Origin of the sequence: Microbacterium sp. 4R-513, assembly GCF_011046485.1 — a bacterium.
Lineage (GTDB): Bacteria > Actinomycetota > Actinomycetes > Actinomycetales > Microbacteriaceae > Microbacterium.
Map to the genome: position 1 here is coordinate 3848977 of NZ_CP049256.1, position 19385 is coordinate 3868361.

The 19385-nt window shown below is 67.9% G+C and carries 10 protein-coding genes; 3 read left to right on the top strand and 7 right to left on the bottom strand.

Annotated elements, in window-relative coordinates:
* Positions 1-22 precede the first annotated feature (22 nt).
* Positions 23-1759 (top strand): DUF11 domain-containing protein, encoded by a 1737-nt coding sequence (locus G5T42_RS17195; protein WP_165129960.1) that lies wholly within the window; start codon positions 23-25, stop codon positions 1757-1759.
* 164 nt (positions 1760-1923) lie between these two features.
* Here G5T42_RS17195 and G5T42_RS17200 read toward each other — a convergent pair whose 3' ends face one another.
* Both G5T42_RS17200 and G5T42_RS17205 read right to left on the bottom strand, forming a co-directional pair.
* Positions 1924-2595 (bottom strand): HAD family hydrolase, encoded by a 672-nt coding sequence (locus G5T42_RS17200; RefSeq protein WP_165129961.1) that lies wholly within the window; start codon positions 2593-2595, stop codon positions 1924-1926.
* A 225-nt stretch (positions 2596-2820) separates the two neighbouring features.
* A complete protein-coding gene (locus tag G5T42_RS17205; RefSeq protein ID WP_165129962.1) occupies positions 2821-3399 on the bottom strand; it encodes a dihydrofolate reductase family protein in 579 nt (192 codons plus the stop codon).
* A gap of 315 nt (positions 3400-3714) precedes the next feature.
* On the opposite strand from G5T42_RS17205, the gene G5T42_RS17210 reads away from it, so the two are divergent.
* Positions 3715-7629 (top strand): hypothetical protein, encoded by a 3915-nt coding sequence (locus G5T42_RS17210; RefSeq protein WP_165129963.1) that lies wholly within the window; start codon positions 3715-3717, stop codon positions 7627-7629.
* Positions 7630-7632: 3 nt separating this feature from the next.
* Positions 7633-12048 (top strand): hypothetical protein, encoded by a 4416-nt coding sequence (locus G5T42_RS17215; protein ID WP_165129964.1) that lies wholly within the window; start codon positions 7633-7635, stop codon positions 12046-12048.
* 456 nt (positions 12049-12504) lie between these two features.
* On the opposite strand, the gene G5T42_RS17220 is transcribed toward G5T42_RS17215, so the two are convergent.
* Genes G5T42_RS17220 through G5T42_RS17240 form a run of 5 tightly spaced genes read right to left on the bottom strand, consistent with a single transcriptional unit; the run spans position 12505 to position 19349 of the window.
* Positions 12505-13038 (bottom strand): gluconokinase, GntK/IdnK-type, encoded by a 534-nt coding sequence (locus tag G5T42_RS17220; protein WP_241245883.1) that lies wholly within the window; start codon positions 13036-13038, stop codon positions 12505-12507.
* The gene (gene manD, locus G5T42_RS17225) at positions 13035-14273 is read right to left on the bottom strand and encodes a D-mannonate dehydratase ManD (protein ID WP_165129965.1); all 1239 of its coding nucleotides are present in this window, start codon (positions 14271-14273) and stop codon (positions 13035-13037) included. Before manD ends, G5T42_RS17220 begins: the two co-directional genes overlap by 4 nt.
* A gap of 44 nt (positions 14274-14317) precedes the next feature.
* Positions 14318-15715, bottom strand: coding sequence for a mannitol dehydrogenase family protein (locus G5T42_RS17230; protein WP_165129966.1), 1398 nt, complete (start codon positions 15713-15715; stop codon positions 14318-14320).
* The gene (gene uxaC, locus G5T42_RS17235; protein WP_165129967.1) at positions 15712-17109 is read right to left on the bottom strand and encodes a glucuronate isomerase; all 1398 of its coding nucleotides are present in this window, start codon (positions 17107-17109) and stop codon (positions 15712-15714) included. Before uxaC ends, G5T42_RS17230 begins: the two co-directional genes overlap by 4 nt.
* A complete protein-coding gene (locus G5T42_RS17240; RefSeq protein WP_165129968.1) occupies positions 17106-19349 on the bottom strand; it encodes a glycoside hydrolase family 2 TIM barrel-domain containing protein in 2244 nt (747 codons plus the stop codon). The genes uxaC and G5T42_RS17240 overlap by 4 nt, the downstream gene beginning before the upstream one ends.
* Between the last annotated feature and the right edge of the window lie 36 nt (positions 19350-19385).

The following is a 19385-nucleotide window of genomic DNA, read 5'->3' on the forward strand; positions in this document are numbered from 1 at the left end:
AACGATCGCCGGCACCGCGGGAGTGACCACGGCTCTGATGCTGGCCGGCGCGCCGGCCGCTCACGCGGCACCACCGTCCAACGACAACATCGCGAACGCCGTCTCGGTGTCCCTGCCGTTCTCCGTGACGGGGTCCAATGTCGACGCGACCACCGAGAACCCTGACGGATTCGTCGCTTACGTGTGCAACGGCGAGGTCTACTCGACCCTCACTGACGTGTGGTACAAGCTCACGGTCGGCACGTCGCAGAACGTCGAGTTGTCAACCGAGGGTTCGGACTTCGACACGGTGCTCGGGGTGTACACCTCCTACACCGGCACTCAATCACCGCAGGTCGCGTGTGACAACGATCAGCCCGACGGGCAGACCTGGTCATCCGTCTCCTTCGCAGCAACTGCCGGAACCACGTACTACATCGCGGTCGGCGGATCGGCAGTGACGTCCACCCCCGACGCCGGCAGTTACGTGCTGACCGGGTCCGGTGACGGGCCTACGGGTGCTGATCTGGGGCTGTCGGTCACGGACTCCACCGATCCCGCGACGGTGGGATCGCCGTACACCTACACCGCGACCGTCGCCAACGCCAGCGGTGAGGCGGCATCGGGTGTGTCGTCGACGACCTTCTTCTCCGGCCCTGTGACGGTGAATACGGCGTCGTCATCCCAGGGGTCGTGCACGGTCAGCGCGGGCACGGTCACGTGCGCATTGGGAACGGTGCCTGGCTCAGGCGCCGCGACGGTGACGATCGGCGTGACCCCGACGGCCCCCGGGACGGTGACCGCGTCATCCAAGGTATCGGCGACCACCGCCGACCCCAACCAGGCGAACAACAGCGACACCGAATCCACCACAGTCAACGCCCCTCCGGGTGCTGATCTCGGAGTGTCCGTCGCGGAGTCGGTCGACCCTGTGGCATTGGGGTCTTCGTTCACGTACACGGCGACGGTGACCAACGCGACGGCGACAACGTCGAACGGAGCGTCGGTGCAGACCGTTGTCACCGGCCCGGGAACGGTGGACAGTGCGTCGTCGTCACAGGGTTCCTGCGCCGTGAGCGCGGGAACGGTCACGTGTGCGCTGGGGACGGTAGCGGCCTCGGGGAGTGCGACGGTGACGATCGGGGTGACCCCGTCCGGAGTCGGGACGGTGACCGCGGCCTCCACCGTGTCGGCCACCACCCCCGACCCCAACCCGGGCAACAACGCCGACACCGAGTCGACCACCGTGAACAACAGCCTCGGCTGCACGATCATCGGCACACCTGGGAACGACACCCTGAACGGCACCAACGGCGCGGACGTGATCTGCGGTCTCGGCGGCAGCGACACGATCAACGGCGGCAACGGCAACGACACCCTGTACGGCGGGACTGGCAACGACACCATCGACGGCGGCAATAGCGACGACGTGCTGCACGGCGGCGACGGCGACGACATCCTCGGCGGCGGCAATGGATCCGACGTTCTCTATGGCGAGGCCGGTAACGACACCAACTACGGAGAGACCTTCCTCGGCTCGCTGCTGTACCTGTTCGACAACGGCGACGACACCATCTATGGCGGTTCGGGCAATGATGATCTGGACGGGCAGAAGGGCAACGACATCCTGGTCGACACCGAAGGCACCGACGTCATGACCGGCGGAGCCGGGAACGACTCCGTCAACGTGCAAGACGGCGCTGGCGGGGACACCGCCAACGGCGGCCTCGGCTCAGACACGTGCGCCATCGACGCCGGAGACACCAGCAGCAGCTGCTGACGCTGTCAACGTAGGGGGTGCCGGCTACGGCTGGCACCCCCCACAGTGTCGCTGCGTCCTTCTGGGTCCAACGCTGATGCTGCGACTACGGACGCCTTGACACGGCACGCACCCCGACGCCGGCTTCCGGGTTGCCGTACTCAACCTGCTGACGCCGAGATCCTTCACGCTTTCGGCGGGGTTGGGCGTCCGAGTGGGGTCTCGTCGAGATGCGCCCGGAGTTCCGGGAGGGATTCGAACACTGCGACCGCGCCGGCATCCTTCAACTCGGCGTCGGAGAACCCGCCGGTACGGATTCCGACGGTGGGAACGTCCACCTTCTCCGCAGCGATGACGTCCCACACGGAATCGCCGATCATCACCGCGGACGCACCCGACACGCGGGCCAACGCCGTCTCCACCAGATCGGGTTGGGGTTTGCTTGCCTCCACATCGTCGGAGGTGGTCCAGGCATCCGCGAGGCCCCGGCCGTCAATCAGATCGAGAAACCGTTCCACGTGCTCCTTCTTGCCCGAGCTGGCCAGCACGAGGCGGAACCCGCGCCGCTTGACCTCGACCAGAAGATCCTTTGCGCCCTCGAGCGGCTGGACTTCGTCGATCATCAGGTCGAACTCTTCTGTCCAGGCATCCCGCAACTCGTCCCCGTGCGCATCCTCCACGGCATCTCCCGCAATCTCCGGTACGAGTTGGTCGCCCCCCATTCCGATGGCCCGATGGATGCGCCAGATGGGCGGAGTGATCTCAAAGCGCCTGAATGCCCGATACCAGGCGAGCGCGTGCTGATAGTTGGTGTCGACCAGAGTGCCGTCGACGTCGAAGATCGCTGTGTCTGCCATGCCCCACTGTGGCTCCGCAGTGCACCATCCTGCTATCGGCTTGCGACGACGCTTGATCTCTGCCAGCAGCTCGGGGCTCCCCCGGTACGCCGAGGACGACTTCGGTCAGCCAGGTTGAAGGGGTGGCGGAGGATGGGGCCCGGCGGTGGAATCACGACATCCATTTCCATTCAGTCGCACGCTGAGCGGACCCCGAGCGACGGTTGGAACGCGATATCTGGGTTGTCAGTGGAGCGTTGGCCGGTAGACGAGCTCTTGCGTGTGTCCGTCGAGCGTTCGGCTCTCGAGCAGTTCCAGGTCGAAGTCAGCTGCACCCTCCAGGACTCGGCTTGTCCCGGTTCGTCCAGAGATGACCGGGAACACGGTGATCTGCAGCCGGTCGACCAGACCGGCAGACATGAGAGCCCGGTTCAGCGACAGGCTGGCTTGGGATCGCAACGGTATGTCTGATTCGTCTTTGAGCCGGCGAACGATGTCCACAGCGTCACCACGGGCGAATGTGGCATCCGGCCAGCCGAGGTCATCCTGCAGGGTCGATGACACAACCGTGGCCGGCATCCCCGTCAACCGGACGTTCCATTCGTCGAGGGAGTTCGGGTCGGTTCCCGACAACATGATCTGGGCGACTTCGCGGAACGTGGTGGCTCCGTAGACCATGCGCTGCCTGGTCGAAAACAGCGCGGCGCGGTGCTCGAGGAGCTCCGGGCCCTGCTTGCTCCAGTACCCACCCCAGTCGCCCTGCTCTGTGTAGGAACCGTATCCATCGACGGTTGAGAAGACGTCCCAGGTGTACTCAGCCGTCATTTCAACCCCACTCGTAAGGGACCGGCGACTCCCAGATGAGGTGAGATTCGCAGACCAGCATCCTCCACCCCAGGCGACTGCGCAGCAAGCGCGATCTCAAATATGCGCCATCGCCGACAGCACGTCGGCTGCCGGTCGGTCGAGACCTCGCCCGCTGGTTGGAGTCCGTCGGTCTTGACCCCGCCGCACACTGGTCGTAGGTTGACGCTGTCCGCGCCGGCGGACTCATACCGGCCCTCGCTCTGTACACAGCCCCCGATATCACCGAGATCGATCGCGACTGCCCGGTCCGGGTGCGCGAATTGCGGAGTCCCGATGTCGACACTGGACAGCCGGTTCGCGAAGGCCTTCAGCAGAGTCTTCGCGCGCGCCGAATCCATCACCGTTCCGATAGACGAAGGTCGGATCGACCTGGGACTGCTCCCGCACGACGACGTGCCGGCGGAGTCGCTTCCACGCGTGACGGTGTTCCGCGCGCAGGACCTCGCTCACGTGGGGTTCCGCTTCGTCAATCTGACCCTGACCGAGACGGACGACGGCACGCGCGAACTTGTGCGAGACCGGCCGCGGACGCCCGCGATCCTCGTCGCGGTCTTCGGCCCCCAGCACCTGCTCGAGGAGGCGTTCTTCGACGCGAGCGGCGACCCGAACGCCTTCATCGAGAAGGGCGCGCCGCCGGATCCCGCTGGCGGCAGCGAGATCCCGCATCCTCCCGTCCAGGCGATCCTCGGTCGCGAGAGTCGCCTCGCGTTCCGGGTCACGACCGAGCGCATCCCCTACACCGAGGCGGGCCTGCTCGCGGCGATGCGGATGCTGCCCCTCAACGTGGTGCCGCATGCCGAGTCGGCCGCCTGGATCATGAACTGGCAGCTGTTGGCCGAACGCGTGGGCGGGCACCCGAAGCTCGCGCCGGACCGACTCCAGGCGCTCCGCCGCAGCGCGCAGGCTCGCAGGCGTGTGCAGTGGCAGCCCCCGACGAGCGTCGCCCGTGGTTTGCGCGCGGTCGACGCGTCGGAGTCCGCGCTCGCGGACCTGGCCTCGCATGCTCGGACCGTGCGCACCGCATCGGAGATCGAAGCTCGCTTCGGTGCCTCCAGCGCCGCCGCAGCCGTCGCCGTCGACGTCGGCGCCGGCATCCACATCGGTCCGATCTACACGCCCGCACTGAGGCCCCCGCCGCCGCGCGCGCCCCTGCCCACCGAGACGGCTATCGAACTGCCGTGGCGCCTCCAGCTCAGCCCGCACTCGGAGGGGGCGTTCGCGCACAGCCTGGACCCGGTCGAGCATGACGGCCGCGTCGAGGTCTGGCATAGCAGGCTCGGCACCCGGACGGAGCCGGCCGCCGATGCTCCCGCCGATGCGCCCTGGGTGATAGAGACAGATGCCGGAACCCGCACGGTGCGGGCGGTGTGGACGCGCGACTTCGAGGCGCCAGGGCAAGAAGTCGAGGGCAATGCCGGCTCATTCCCGAATGAGGACTTCGGAGACCTGACGACACTGCCTCCCTTCCGCGCATCGCTGTCGGTGCGCGATCGGATGCAGCTCGTGCACCTCACCTCCAACCATCATTGGCCCGGCAGGTCGCGCAGCTGGAGTCCTGCCCCCGTTCCTGTCGAGCACCTTATGCTCACTGGGCTCGGCGGGTGGCTGTCGGGCGAGGTCCACTTCCCGGATCCCATCCCGCCGATGCTGACCATCGAGCAGTGGCGGCACCACACGACGATGGGCCGCGACCAGTTCGTCGAGGTTGTGTATCAAGGCGTGCTGCTGCCCTTCGGGCATCGCGCGTCCCTGGTCAAGGTCACCGAGCGACGGGTGAAGGGGGACGGCTTCGCGACGCTCTACCAGCGTCTGTTCGTCGTGGTGCGCCAGCCCGAGCGCCGCTACCTCTCGAGCGGCAGCGCGACGTTCGACAACGCGATGCCCTTTCGCTGGGTGCGCATCACGACGGCATCCACTCCCCCGCTCGCCCTGCCCAAGAAGCTCGAACCACTCGCCGAAGGGCAGATCTTCGTGCCCGAGATCGCGACCAGCGAGAACGTCGACCCCGGTGGTCCGCCGCCGGCCGGCCAGGTTCCGTTCCGGTTCCGGATGCTCGCCAACGACGTCGACAACCATCTGGTCGAGTTCGAAGGCCCCCTCGTGTTCGTCGAGAAGAGCGCGTTCGAGACGGCTCGCTCGACGCGGCAGCTCGCGCGGTTGGCGGCGAATGCTGCGCTGCCTCCGTATGACATGTCGGGGCAGCGCATCGCGTTCGCACCCCCAGGCGACCCGGACGACACCACGCTCGCGACGGCATCGATCGCCTTCGATGCGCTGTTCGACACCGTCACTCCGGATCGCTCGCGCAACTTCGTTCTGCCCGTCATGCGGGTGGCAACTGCTCCCGTCCCCGCGATGAGCGCGTTCACCGGTCAGTCGGCCCCGCAGGCTCTGCGCTACGCCGACGCCTACCGCACCCACGCTTTCGGCGGTGCGGGCAAGAACGAGGGCGAGCTCTTCCTTGAACTCGCGAAGCCGGACGGCACTCCCTCAGCGACGCCGTCGACGATGGGGTTCGCGTCGCAGGCGGATCGCTCGGGCGGTTTCGTGAGCCCCAGCGTCGACGTCAAAGCCTTGGCGCGCCGAGTCGGCCCGGTCGGCGGCGACCTCGCGAAGCTCGCCACGAACAGGACGACCTTCGACGTCGGCGGGATGTTCGGCCTCGACGCGGCGAAGCTTTTCGGCATCCTCCCGCTCGCCGAGCTCCTGCCGTCACAGAACTCACCGCTTCCCACCTTCGTGACCAAGTCGGTGACCGCCGCGGTCGGCCTGCAGCAGGCCGTGGGCGAGGCACGTGCGTTCGTGACGCGGGAGACCGCCGCCCTGACGGCGATGGGCGCTGCCGCGCAGAACGCCGCGAACGATATCGCGTCGCGGGCGAGCGCGTTCGCCGATGCGATTGTGCTGCTGTCCCAGCCTCCGCACGCCGACCCGGGGCTCGAGGCGATCCTCGACGAGCTGCACACGGCCATCGTGACTCTGCAGAGCGAGCTCGAGAAGCCGGGCCTCCCCTTTCCTCGGCCGACGCTGGAGCGCATCCGGGCCTTGCTGACCCGCCTCGCCGACGCGACCGGCACCGCCGACGAACTGGCCGGCCTGATCCTGCAGTTCTACCGCGGCGCGCAACTGCCGGAGTCGATCAGCGCACGCCTGGAGTGGGAGACAGCGCTCGAGCCGTGGCCGAGCCCCGCTTCGCCGATCTTCGCGCCGAAAGGCGACCGGATGCTGCGGCTCAGCTCCGAAGTGCAGGCGCCGCTGCGCGGGTCGACGCCCACGGCACTCGTCTCGTGCGCCCTGCCCCCGTTCGACCTCGTCTTGATGGGCGACGTGGAGTTCATCATCATCAGCGTCACGGTGATGGAGTTCTCGGTTCAGCCGGGACGCAAGCCCGACGTCAACGTCGAGCTCGACGGCGACGACGGCATCCGATTCGCCGGACCCCTGGCCTTCGTCGAGACGCTGAAGGACCTCATCCCCTTCGACGGGTTCAGCGATCCGCCCTACCTCGACATCTCGACGAGCGGACTGAAGACGGGCTTCGACCTGGCGATCCCCGACTTCGCCGTGGGAGTGTTCGCACTCACCAACATCCACCTCGGCGCCGAGCTCGTTGTGCCGTTCATCGGCGAATCGCTCGAGTTCCGCTTCTTCTTCGCCACCCGGGAGAACCCGTTCCGGCTACAGGTGGCGTTCTTCGCGGGCGGCGGCTTCTTCGCCATCACGATCAGCCCGAAAGGCCTGAAGGTCGTCGAAGCGGCCTTCGAATTCGGCGCGGCCGTCCAGATGAGTTTCGTCGTGGCATCGGGCAGCCTGTCAGTGATGGCCGGGATCTACTTCCGGCTGGAGGTGACAGCCGCGACGTCGAGCGTCGAGCTCACCGGGTATTTCCGGGCGCGCGGAGAGGTCGACGTGCTCGGGCTCATCTCCGCCTGCATCGAGCTGTACCTCGAGCTCAGCTACCGTTCGATCGGCGGATCGTCGAAGGCAGTCGGCAAGGCGTCGATCAGCATCGAGGTGTCGGTCTGCTTCCTTTCCTTCTCGGTATCGGTGTCCTGCGAGAAGCAGTTCGCGGGATCGTCCGGAGACCCCACGTTCATCGACATGATGGCTGACTACACGGATGCCGATCAAGCGCGCCACCACCCATGGGCCGAATACTGCGACGCCTTCGCGGTGGAGGCGGTGTAGCCCATGACCGAGAGCGCGATCTTCACCGCGATTCCCGCCGGTCGGCTGGACGACGGCAGGCTCAAGGTGACCGTCTTCGTCACCCCGAAGCTCGATGTGACCGGGCTCGCCCCGCCCGGAGACCTCGTCGAGCTCGCCGCGTACGAGGCGTTCACGAACTGGCCCGAGACCCTGCGCGACAGCCGATTCGTCTTCGATGTCGCGGGATTCGGGCAGGTCGAGGGCATCGCACTCGAAGAGCCGATCGTGCCCGACCCGCGCGTGTGGACGGCGCTGTTCGGCGACACGTCGGTGGGCGATGCCGGCTTCCAGCACTTCGAGCAGGCCACCGTGCACTCCTACCCCGTCGCCGAAGCGGCGAAAGCGGTCACTGCCCTGTATCAGCTCATAGCGGTAGCAAGCCCGACCGACTTCCCGGCTGTCACTCGGGGCCCGCTGCGCTGGGCGCAGGAAACGCTCGCCTCGCCGACGTCATCCGGGGACGAGGTCGAGATCGGGCACCGCCGCGCGCTCAAGCGGACCTTCCAGGAGCTGCGGCGGAGGTCGGATCCCCAGGGGCGATTCTTCGACCTCGATCAGGCTGTGGCGCACTTCGCCGCACTCGGTCAGACCGTCGACCCCGGTGCGATCGCGCTCGCGGCGGCCGAGTCCTTCTACGCCCGCGACGACGATCCGCTCGCGGAGTCGACCGCGACCGCACCGCCGCCCGACCCCGTACCACCGGAATTCCACAGCTTCGTCGCACGATGCGCGGACTACCCGGAGCTGCTGCGCCACCTCGGACTGGCGGTCGATCTGTCGATCCCCGACGACGGCGCCATCCCCGAGATCACGACCATCCGTGTGCTCGACGGCGCGAATGTCGACCCGCTCGAGCGGTTGCTGCGGCCCGAGGAGTCTCGACCACTCACGCTGCTTCACAGAACCGACCGGTTCTGGGCCCCCGCCGGCCACGACGAACCGGATATCCGGGACGGCAGCCTCGTGCTGGAGGACCGCAGCCGGTTCAGCATCGAGCAGATCGACCCCGACGGGGCGGCGCTCAAGGTGGCGAGCCTGATCGCACAGCTGCGTCGCACGACGGACGATCTCGAAGCGAGCGCAAGAGCCAACAACAATGCACCGTCGATGACAGCGGATGCCTCGTCGCTTCCGGCACTGAAATCGGCCGGTGTGCTGATCGCTCGACGAGGACGCGCGGAAGGTCTCGTCCGCCAGTTCGATCGCGCGGCACAGCACGAGCAAGACCGCACCGCATCCGCGCCCGCGCTGCTCGATGCCGTCGACGTGACTCGCGGCTGGCGAGTAGACATCAGCGACGAGGCATCCGGGGACCGTGAATGGCGCTCGCTGCACGCCCGCACCGGTGTCTACGAGCTGATCGACCCTGACGGGCCGGCGCTGCCGCTCCCCGTTCAGCCCGCCCCCGACGAGGCCTATCTCAAGGCGGCGAGCACGTCGAGCACCGGCGCGGCGCCGAACGACGACCAGTACCTGCACGAATCCGTAGCCGGGTGGGACGGCTGGTCGCTCGCCGTGAAGCGGCCCGGACGCCTGCAGACGGAGACCGCCTCGGTCCCCGCCGATGAGCCGGCGGAAGTCGCTCGCACCGGCTTCCCGCTCGCCGCCCGCTTCCGCGTCACCAAGGGGTCGCTCCCCCGCCTGCGCTTCGGACGAAGCTACCGAGTGCGGGTCCGTGCGGTCGATCTCTCCGGACGATCCATCCCGGGGGATCAGCTCGACGAAGCGCACGAGCGCGACGTGGAATCGACCTATCAGCGCTGGGAGCCGGTACCGTCACCGGCGATCGTTCCGCTCACCGAATACACCGAGGGCGAGTCGCTGAACCGCATGGTGATCCGATCGACACTCGGCGTGAGCGTGGACGACTATGTCGCGCTGGCGCGGGTCGGTGCCCTTGCGGGCCACGAGCCGTCCGGCGACGTCGGCATCGTGTACCGATCGGCGAACGAACGGAATCTCGCAGCCCCCATCGCCGGCGTGCAGCTCGCCGAGACGCACGGGATGTTCGATGCTGCACTATCGGGTGATCCCGCAGCCGTCGCCGCCCAGTTCGCGGTCGCCGCAAAGGAAGCCGGCAGCTTCCAGACTCTCGCCGGAGCCCGGGTCGTCAATCATGCCGACCCGGCGACGGCGACGGTGCTCGACGGGTCGAAGGGCCAGGCCCTCGCCCAGGGCGAGTACATCGTTCACGACACGCGCTCGCTGACACTGCCGTACCTGCCGGACCCGCTTTCCCGCGGCATCTCGTTCACCACTCTTCCCGGGGACAGGGGCGCCTCAGGCGAGCGCTCGACCCGGCTGCTGCGCTGGCCGGGCGATGCGACCGTCTGGCACGACCGCCAGCCGGTGCTGCTGCGCGTCGTCGAAGGCGGCGCGGTCCCCGTCTTCGACGCGGGCACCCGGACGCTTGTCGTGTCGCTGCCGAAGGCGACGCTGACGACGGTGCGCGTGAGCTCCTTCCTCGACGCCGGGGATCTGCCGCTCATGCGGGTGTGGAATCTCATCGACCAGTCTCAGTCCCCGGCGTCCACCTCCCAGCTCCAGGCCGTTCAAGAGGGCAGGCACTGGATGATCACGCCGTACACGGAGCTGACCGTGGTGCACGCGGTCGAGAAGCCCCTGGAGCCTCCGGAGATCGTGCTCGGGCCACAGGAGCAGCGCTACCCCGGCGAGACCTTCTCGTTCCTGCACGGCACGGTGCGCAACCATGCCGCCAGCACAGGCCGGATCGACATCGATGCGACCTGGACGGATCCGGTCGACGATGTGCTTGCCGACGCGCCCGGCGAGGTCGTCAAGAGCGCGCACGTCGCCGACTTCCAGCTCGAGGCGAGCGAGACGGACGCCCTGATCATGCGCACCGGCGGCCCCCCGGGCGGTCCGTACGGCCCGCGCCACCAGGTGCGGCATGAGTTCGGCGATACGAAGCATCGCCACGTCGAGTACACCGCGACCGCCACCACGCGCTTCCGCGAGTACTTCCCGCCCGAGATCACCGACCGGGCCGAGCTGGTCACGTCGACCGGACCGACGCTGGCTGTCAGCGTCAAGTCCAGCGCGCGCCCGGACCCGCCGGACGTCCGCTACATCCTGCCGACTTGGGAGTGGACGACGGAACCTCTCGACATCCGAGCGCCCCTCGCCGTGCGGCGCGTACGATCCGGCGGCGGCCTGCGCGTCTACCTCGGCAGACCCTGGTACTCGAGCGGTCCCCACGAGTTGCTGGGCGTGGTGCTGCGCACACAGCCCTGGATCACCTGGCCGCGGGACGTCGACCGGGGAGTGCTCGGCACTCTGGAGGCGCGCGCCGAGGCCGACGTGTGGGCCCGGCGCGTGCTCGACAGCGCGGAGGTCAACCCGACTGATGCCGGCGCTTCCGCTCAGCTCTCAGGACTCGGCGCCGGGTCGGTGGACCGGCTCGTGGGTGCGCGGTCCATCCCGGCGCGAGACGCCGTCGGAGACGCACGCCCGGCTCCGCGCGCGCGTACAGCCGACGACCGATTCCTCCGCAGCGCCGACACCGCCATCACCGCGGCCCGCAGCGCCGACGCGGCGGCGCGCGTCGAGACGCGGGTGTCGGAGGCGCTGCTCACGAATTTCCTGCCGTGGTTCTCGCAGACCGGCCCTGAGGGCTCCCGCTTCGCGACGAGGTGGGGCGCAGACCCGGTGTTCGAGGGCGAGCCGACTGTCTCGGGCCCCTTCATCCACCAGTTCCCGCTGCGAACGGCCATCGGAAATCGAGTCCGTCTGTCCGAGCTCGACGACTTCGTCACGGTCGTCGGACACGATCCTCAGTTCGACACCGAGCGCCGGCTGTGGTTCTGCGACCTGCAGGTCGAGGCAGGAGCCGCCTATACGCCATTCGTTCAGCTGGCGCTGGCACGTTATCAGCCGCACTCCCTCGACGGTCAGGAGATCTCGAAGGTCGTCAAGGCCGACTTCGTTCAGGTGCTGCCGCGACGCGAGGCGACCTTCATCGTCGACCCGCAACGTCGTGCGATCATGGTCACCCTCGCGGGGGCGGTCGGCATCCCTGCACACGCACAGTCGTTGCCCGACCTCGCGAGCCGCGTCATGGCGTCCCGTTACGTGGAGGTCTGGGTCGAGCGCCTCCCCGCCGGATCGACGAGCGACCTCGACTGGGTCGCCGACGGTGAGCGGCTCCGACTCGACGTGCGCCTGACACTCGGCCAGCTCAGAAGCGAGAGTCACGCTGATGTCGAATGGGCCGGCGCGATCGGCTTCCCCGAGAGCGCCGCGGGGGACGAACTGCGGCTCCGGATCACCGAGTACGAACTGCACCGCGGTGATGCCCTCGGCCCGATCATCTATCCGTTCCCGCGGCGGGACCGCCGGCTCGTGTATGCGGATACCGTCGACCTGCCGCAGCCCTGACTCGCGGAATCGGTTCGGGGGACTGCTCGCGGTTGCGACCCGGCCCGCGTCCCCGGTGGTTCTTCTTGAATCCGCCGGCAGACGCGAAGCTGCAGGGGCGTGTCGACCACCGACCCGATTCGTACGCGGTGACGCCCGCCGCACACCGATCGCGCTTCTTCGGCAAGCGGCGCGAAAGAGTCATTGCGATGCGTCATCGATGACGTGATCGCATCCCACAACCAAGAAGGTCCCGGAAACCCTTGAGTTTCCGGGACCTTGTGGTCGGGATGACAGGGTTTGAACCTGCGACCCCTTGGAGGAATCGGCGGTTCTCCGAGTCTCACCGGATGTCATGGGAACCCTCGTGTTCCCTTGTGTTGACAGGGAACCGGACGGTTCGAGTTCTCCGATTGTATCCGGTTGCCTCGGGTCGTCCCTGGGTGATTGAGGTGGGAAAGTGATGGCCCACGTCTCTCATCCCAGAAACTCCATCGCTGCGTCCGCGGCCTTCTCAATCGGCATCACGAGCGGGATCACGATGCCGTGCTCGTCAACGTCGAGGCGCTCCAACGTCGCCAGCTGCGAGGCGAGCATCGAAGTGGGCATGAAATGCACCGTTCGCTGGCCGATACGCTCGGCGAGTTCTTCGTCGCTGCCGTGCACGTGTACAAACACGAGCTCCAGGCCGCTGTCCCGAACGAGCATGTCGCGGTACACCCGCCGCAACGCCGAGCATGCGACGACGACGGGCCCCGCTTGGCCTTCATCGCGGACTCGTATCGCGACCCTGGTCAGCCAGGGCCACCGGTCCTCATCGGTCAGCGGCACCCCCGCCGCCATCTGGGTCTTCGCCTCCGCGGAATGAAGATCGTCGGCTTCGATGAAGGCCGCGTCGAGTCGTTCCGCGAGGGCGACAGCGAGCGTCGACTTTCCGGCGCCCGCCACCCCCATCACGACGACCGCAACCGGCGATTCCGGCGCGCCGGCCGCGGCATCCGTCTGGGTCACCAGTCGTGGACGGTGCCGTCGAGCAGGCGGTTGTACGGCAGGTACGCCTGCTCGTACGGATACTTGCCTGCCTCATCGACGTTGAGCTCGACGCCGAGGCCGGGCTTGTCGCCGGGGTGGAGGTACCCGTCGGTCCAGGTGAAGGACTGCTCGAACACCTGGTCGGTCCTCGCGCCGTGCTTCATGTACTCCTGGATGCCGAAGTTGTGGATGCTGAGCCCCAGGTGCATCGCAGCGGCCATGCCGACCGGCGAGATGTCAGTGGGCCCGTGCATGCCCGACTTGATCTGGTACATCGCCGCGTAGTCGAGTGTCTTCTTGAGGGGACTGATCCCGCCCATGTGGGTGACTGCGCCGCGCACGTAGTCGATGAGCTGATCCCGGATGATGTCCTTGAAGTCCCAAACGGTGTTGAAGATCTCGCCGATCGCCAGCGGCGTCGTGGTGTGGTGGCGCACCAGCCGCAGCGCCTCCTGGTTCTCCGCCGGCGTGCAGTCCTCGAGCCAGAACAGGTCGTAGGGCTCGAGATCCTTGCCCAGGCGTGCCGCCTGAATCGGCGTCATGCGGTGATGCCCGTCGTGCAGCAGCGGAAGGTCGGGGCCGAACTCGTTACGCACCGCCTCGAATACGCCCGGCAGGTGGTTGAGGTAGGCGCGCGTGTCCCAGTCCTCCTCCACCGGCTTCGCGCCTCGGCGTGCCGGCTCGTGGTCGTAGCGCACGGTGGCGTCGCCGACATCGGCACCCTGCGCGGCGATGCCGTAGATCGCCTTCAGCGTCGGCACGCCGGTCTGCACGCGGATGGCCTTGTAGCCCTGCTCCTGGTGCGCGCGGATCGAGTCGAACAGCTCGGGCAGCTCCTTGCCCGACGCGTGACCGTAAGCCATGAGCCCGTTGCGCGACGCCCCGCCGAGCAGCTGGTAAACCGGCATCCCGGCCGCCTTGCCCTTGATGTCCCACAGCGCCATGTCGACCGCTGCGCTGGCCGCCATCGTCACCGGGCCACGTCGCCAGTACGCCGACCGGTACAGGAACTGCCACGTGTCCTCGATCTTCGAGGCATCCGACCCGATGAGAAGCGGCACCACGTGCTCGGTGAGATACGCGACGACCGCGAGTTCACGCCCGTTGAGGGTTGCGTCGCCGAGACCCGTGTGCCCTTCGTCGGTCGTCAGCTTCAACGTGACGAAGTTGCGATCAGGGCTGGTCACGATGACCTCAGCCTTTTCGAGGATCATGGGTTCTCCTTTGGAACAGTGGAATGAGCGCATGCCCTGTTCGGTCATCGACCGAGAGCGGGAGTCTGATCTGTGGACACGTCCCGGACGAATCGCCGAACGTCATCGACGAAGCCGGGAACGGCTGCGAGTCTCCGTGAGACAAGTCCGACGAGCGACGAGACGGGGTCGTCGGATGCCTCGGCAGCAGCGACCGCGTCGGCTCGCACGTCGACGGCGCCGGGGTCCGTTCGCAGCCAGGCGATCCATGTCGCGAGAGCGCGCGCGCTTGCCGAGGCATCCCGACCTGCGGCGATCGAGCGCTCGGCGACGGCCGCGAATCGAAACTCCACCTTCGTCGTCGCCTCGGCGGCGATCTGCGCGAGGCGGTGGACGATTCGACGATTCGCGAAGCGCTCGATGAGCTGGCTCCGGTACCGCACGTGCTCGGTGCCGCCAGGAAGACAGGCGACGGCTTCTTCCCAGAAGGACTCGACGAGGGCACGGCACTCGGGGTCGGCGATCGCTTCGGCGACTGTGTGGAGCCCCCGCGGCGTCCCCGCGAACGTGAGGAGACTGTGAGCGCCGTTGAGCAGCCACAGCTTGCGGTTCTCCCACGGTTCGATGTCATCGACGAACCGGGCGCCGGCGCTCTCCCAGTCGGGCCTTCCCGCGGGGAAGTCGCCCGCGAGCACCCAGTCCGAGAACGGCTCGGTGATCACCGTCAGGTCGTCGAGCCAGCCCGCACTCGACACGACGGCGGGGACCTCGTCGGTGTGGGGAGTGATGCGGTCGACCGATGTGCTCACGAACGACACGTTCGCCGTGATCCATGCGGCGAGGAGCGGGTCGACCCGCTCAGCGAAGGCGTTGACGCCGCGGGCGACGAACTCGCCGTTGCCGGGGATGTTGTCGCAGGGAACGACCGCGATCGGCCCGGCGTCCGCTTCGCGTCGTGCACGGAAGGCGGTCGTCAATCGGCCGAGCACAGTCGACGCGGCCGACGCGCCGGCGCGCAGCGCTTCGAGGTCTGCGCGCACGTCCGCGTCGTCCAGATCGGGCAGCCCGGCTGTTGTCAGCCGGTAGCCGCTCTCGGTCACGGTGAGGGTGATGACGGCAACCTGCGGGTCACGGGCAAGAGCCTCGAGGCGCGGGACGTTCTGTCCGGCGACGGCCTCCACGACGCTTCCGATCACCTCGAGCCGATCGGTGTCGGGGCCACGCTCGAGCAGCGTGAAGAGTCCGCCCTGCCGGTTGAGGGCCTCGGCGCGCGCGACGCTGCGCCCGGTGAATGCTGCGATCCCCCATTGCGCTGCATCGGCAGCGTGGGCGGTGTACCAGGCCTGGTGCGCGCGGAAGAAGTGCCCGAGACCCAGATGGACGATCCGCACCGGAGGCGGGGTGGCGGCTGCGTCGCCGATGCGTCGGGCGAGCTCGTCGCGGGTGAGAGGTGCGGGGATCACAGCTTGAAGACCTCTCGCGGGATCGCGTCGACGAGGTCCCGGGCGATCCGGCGCGCGGTCGGAAGGCTGACGCGCCCCTCGACGACGAGTCGGGCAAGGAACGCGGCATCCGATCGGCGTGCCGTGTCGTGTCGTGCGGGGATGGAAAGGAACGCGCGCGTGTCGTCGATGAAGCCGCTCGATCGGTAGAAGCCGGCAGTCTCGGTAATCGCGGACCGCCATCGCTGGATCGCGTCCGGCGCATCGAGGAACCACCATGGTGCACCGATGAACACGCTCGGGTAGAAGCCGGCGAGCGGTGCCACCTCCCGCGAGTACACGGTCTCGTCCACGGCGAACAGGACGAGGTGGAACCCCGGTGCCGTGCCGAAGGCGTTCAGCATCGGGCGAAGGTTCCCGGTGTACTCGGTGCGCACCGGGATGTCGTGCCCCATGTCCGGTCCGAATCGTTCGAACGTCGGCCGGTGGTGGTTGCGGTGCACTCCGGGGTGCACCGTCATGACGAGCCCGTCCGAGACGCTCATGCGGGCCATCTGGAACAGCATGTGGCCACGGAACACCCGAGCGGCCGCAGAATCCGCCGTCCCGGCCACTGCCGCACGGAACAGCTCCTCGGCCGTGCCCGCATCCAGATCCGTCGTGAACGGCTCGACAACGCCGTGATCCGCAGAGACCGCCCCGTGGTCGATGAAGTAGTCCCGACGCGCCTGCAGCGCCTCGAGATACCCCGCGAATGTCGCCGGCTGTCCGGTCGCCGCGAGCAGCCGTCCGACTCGATCGGTGAAACCGGGCGCCTCAGGATCCAGGTACGCGTCGGGACGGAAGGTCGGGAGCACTCGGCCGCGGAACCCCGGATCCGCGGCGAGCCGTGCGTGCGGTGCCAGATCGTCCAGGGGGTCGTCCGTCGTGGCGAGCACATCGATGCGGAACCTGTCGAACAGGGCACGGGGGCGGAAACCGGGCTCGGCCAACGCTGCGGTCACGCGGTCGTAGATGCGATCGGAACTGTCCGCGGAGAGCTCCTCGTCGACGCCGAAGAGCGTCGTGAGCTCGTCGGTCAGCCAGTACCCGCTAGCTGTCCCGGCGAAGCGGTGCCAATGGGCCGCGAGGATGCGCCAGGCCTCGCGCGGACCGACGGCGCGATCGCGGTCGAGACCGAGGTCGCCGAGCGACACCCCGCTCGCGTGGAGAAGGCGTGTCACGTAGTGATCGCGCGTGAGGAACAGCTCGGCGGGGTCGCTGAACGGCACATCCTCGGCGAGCAGCCGCGGGTCGACATGTCCGTGCGGCGAGATGATGGGGGCATCCGCGACCTCGGCGTGCAGTTCGGCGGCGAGTTCGCGCACGCGCTCGTCCGAAGGGAAGAGCCGGAAGTCCGTTGACGTGGTGGTCATTTCGAAATCAGGTTGAGCTGGGCGTTGAGCGCGGCGACCTGTTCGATCGGCACTCCCCCGGCCTGGCTGATGAGCTTCCCGACGCTCATGCGATCGACGATCGCCTGCATCGCGGGCGGGATCTCGACCCCGCGGCCGACTTCGCCGCGGCTGGTCGAGACCGCCGCGAGCACCGACGCGATGACACGCGACCCCTCGTCGGACTGCTTGATGTCGCCGAGCGAGTCCTGGATCGAGAAGAAGCCTTCGGGAGCCGGCAGCGGCGCGGCGTCGAACCAGTTGGCTATGGCGGTGGTGGGCATGATGGATGCCTCTGGCACTTCGTCGACCTTGCGCAGGCTGATCGTGTCGGTTGCGTCGCCGGCGCGGGCGGTGACCTCGTGCTCGCCGGTGAGCGGCACCTCGAACCGGAATGCCCGAGAACCCGAGACCGTGTCCACCTCTTCACCGTCGACGAGCAGGGTGACCTCGGGCTGGTTGGAGTACACGACCACCTCGGTCACGTCTTCGGCCCGGTCCGCTCGGCGGCGACCGGCCACGTGGACGAACGGCTCGGTCGCCCACGCCGCCTTGTAGACGTAGAACGCGTCCTTCTTCAGCGCGCGGTCGAACGAGACGAGGCCCTTCTGGTTGCGCCCGGCGACGCCACCCTCGTCGCGGCCGGCCGAGCCGAAGTCGGCGAGGTTCCACACGTGCGTGGCCCAGAGCCACGGCCGATCTTCGATCATGGTGACCATGTGCTCGTGGTACAGCGCCTGGTAGCTCTCGCTGTAGTCACCCTTCGCGGGGTGAGCCGACTGGTACTGCGGATTGGCGTCGGCTCCGTACTCCGAGAGACCGATCGCGGCCCCGGGGTACGCGGTGTGGAAGTCGTCGAGCCAGGTGTCGTTGTCGGCGGACTCTCCCACATACCAGCCGAAGTAGAGGTTGTACGACATGACGTCGGGCAGGGTGACGAGCGGGTGGTCGGTCTCGAGCAGGAACAGGTTCGCCATCACCGTCAGGCGCGTGGGGTCGAGGCGATGCGCGAGATCGTTCAGATCGCGGTGCGCGGCCACCACATCGTCGCCGGCTCCGGCGAGGGTGATCTCGTTCGACAGCCCCCAGCAGACGATGCTCGCGTGGTGGCGGTTCTGCACGATCAGCTCCGTGAGCTGGTCGCGGGCGTTGTCGACGGCACCTGGCAGGAACACGGTGATCTGCGGGATCTCAGCCCATACTACGAGCCCTGCCTCGTCGCACAGGTCGTAGAAGCGCTGGTCGTGCTGGTAGTGCGCGAGCCGCACGGTGGTCGCGCCGATCTCGCGGATCAGGGCGAGGTCGGTCTGCTTCATCTCTTCGGTGATTGCGCTTCCGGCGCCATCGAAGTCCTGGTGCCGCGAGACACCGCGCAGCGCGTACTCCTCCCCGTTGAGCAGGAACCCGCGCTGCGGGTCGACCTCGAACTCCCGGCATCCGAATCGCAGTTCGACCACGTCCGCGAGGACATCTCCGTCGAGGAGCTCGGCGCGGGCCGTGTAGAGGTGCGGGTCGCGCAGACCGTGCCATCGGCGAACCTGCTCGATCGTCAGATCAGCCTGGGCCTCACCACCGATGACGGGCACCGTGACGGCAGCCTCGCCGTCGATGACGAAGCGAACGGATGCCTCGGCGGCAGCGGCCCCGGACACCCCGGCGTTCACCGAGACGATGGCGCCCCCGTCGGCGAGACGCGGCGTGACTGTCAGTCCGGGTCCGCCGTGTCCATCAAGGGTGAAGTGCGCGGCGCCGACGCTGATCTGCCGCACCTCACGGTAGATGCCGCCGTAGAAGGTGAAGTCGGCCTGCTGCGGGTAGACCGTCTCGTTCGCCGAGTTATCGACGACGACCACGATGGTCGCGGCGCCGTCAACGAGATGATCCGTGATGTTCACGCGGAAGGTGGAGTACCCGCCGTGGTGGCGCGCCAGGAGCTGGCCGTCGACGTGCACCTCCGCTGTCGAGTTCACTCCGGCGAACTCGACCCATGTCTCGATGGCGCCGCCGTCAGCGGTCAACCGCCGCGCATACGTCGAGCGGCCGCGTCGGTAACCGCCGCCCGCGTACCCGTCCTCAGCGTTCCACGTGTGCGGAATCCTGACCGACGACCCGGCCGCGGCGACCTCGTCCCAGCTCGCGTCCGGGAGCGCCACAGGGGCGTAAGCCCAGTCCTCGACAAGGGACGTGACCCGGCGGAGGGAAGGGGTGGGAGGCTGCGTCATTGTGGTCTCCTTCGGCGCACAGCGCACCGGCATGTG

Coding starts and splice junctions, on each gene's coding strand:
- G5T42_RS17200 (WP_165129961.1), bottom strand. CDS start 2,595: ATGGCAGACACAGCGATCTTCGACGTCGACGGCACTCTGGTCGACACC.
- G5T42_RS17205 (WP_165129962.1), bottom strand. CDS start 3,399: ATGACGGCTGAGTACACCTGGGACGTCTTCTCAACCGTCGATGGATAC.
- G5T42_RS17210 (WP_165129963.1), top strand. CDS start 3,715: ATGTCGACACTGGACAGCCGGTTCGCGAAGGCCTTCAGCAGAGTCTTC.
- G5T42_RS17215 (WP_165129964.1), top strand. CDS start 7,633: ATGACCGAGAGCGCGATCTTCACCGCGATTCCCGCCGGTCGGCTGGAC.
- manD (WP_165129965.1), bottom strand. CDS start 14,273: ATGATCCTCGAAAAGGCTGAGGTCATCGTGACCAGCCCTGATCGCAAC.
- uxaC (WP_165129967.1), bottom strand. CDS start 17,109: ATGACCACCACGTCAACGGACTTCCGGCTCTTCCCTTCGGACGAGCGC.
- G5T42_RS17240 (WP_165129968.1), bottom strand. CDS start 19,349: ATGACGCAGCCTCCCACCCCTTCCCTCCGCCGGGTCACGTCCCTTGTC.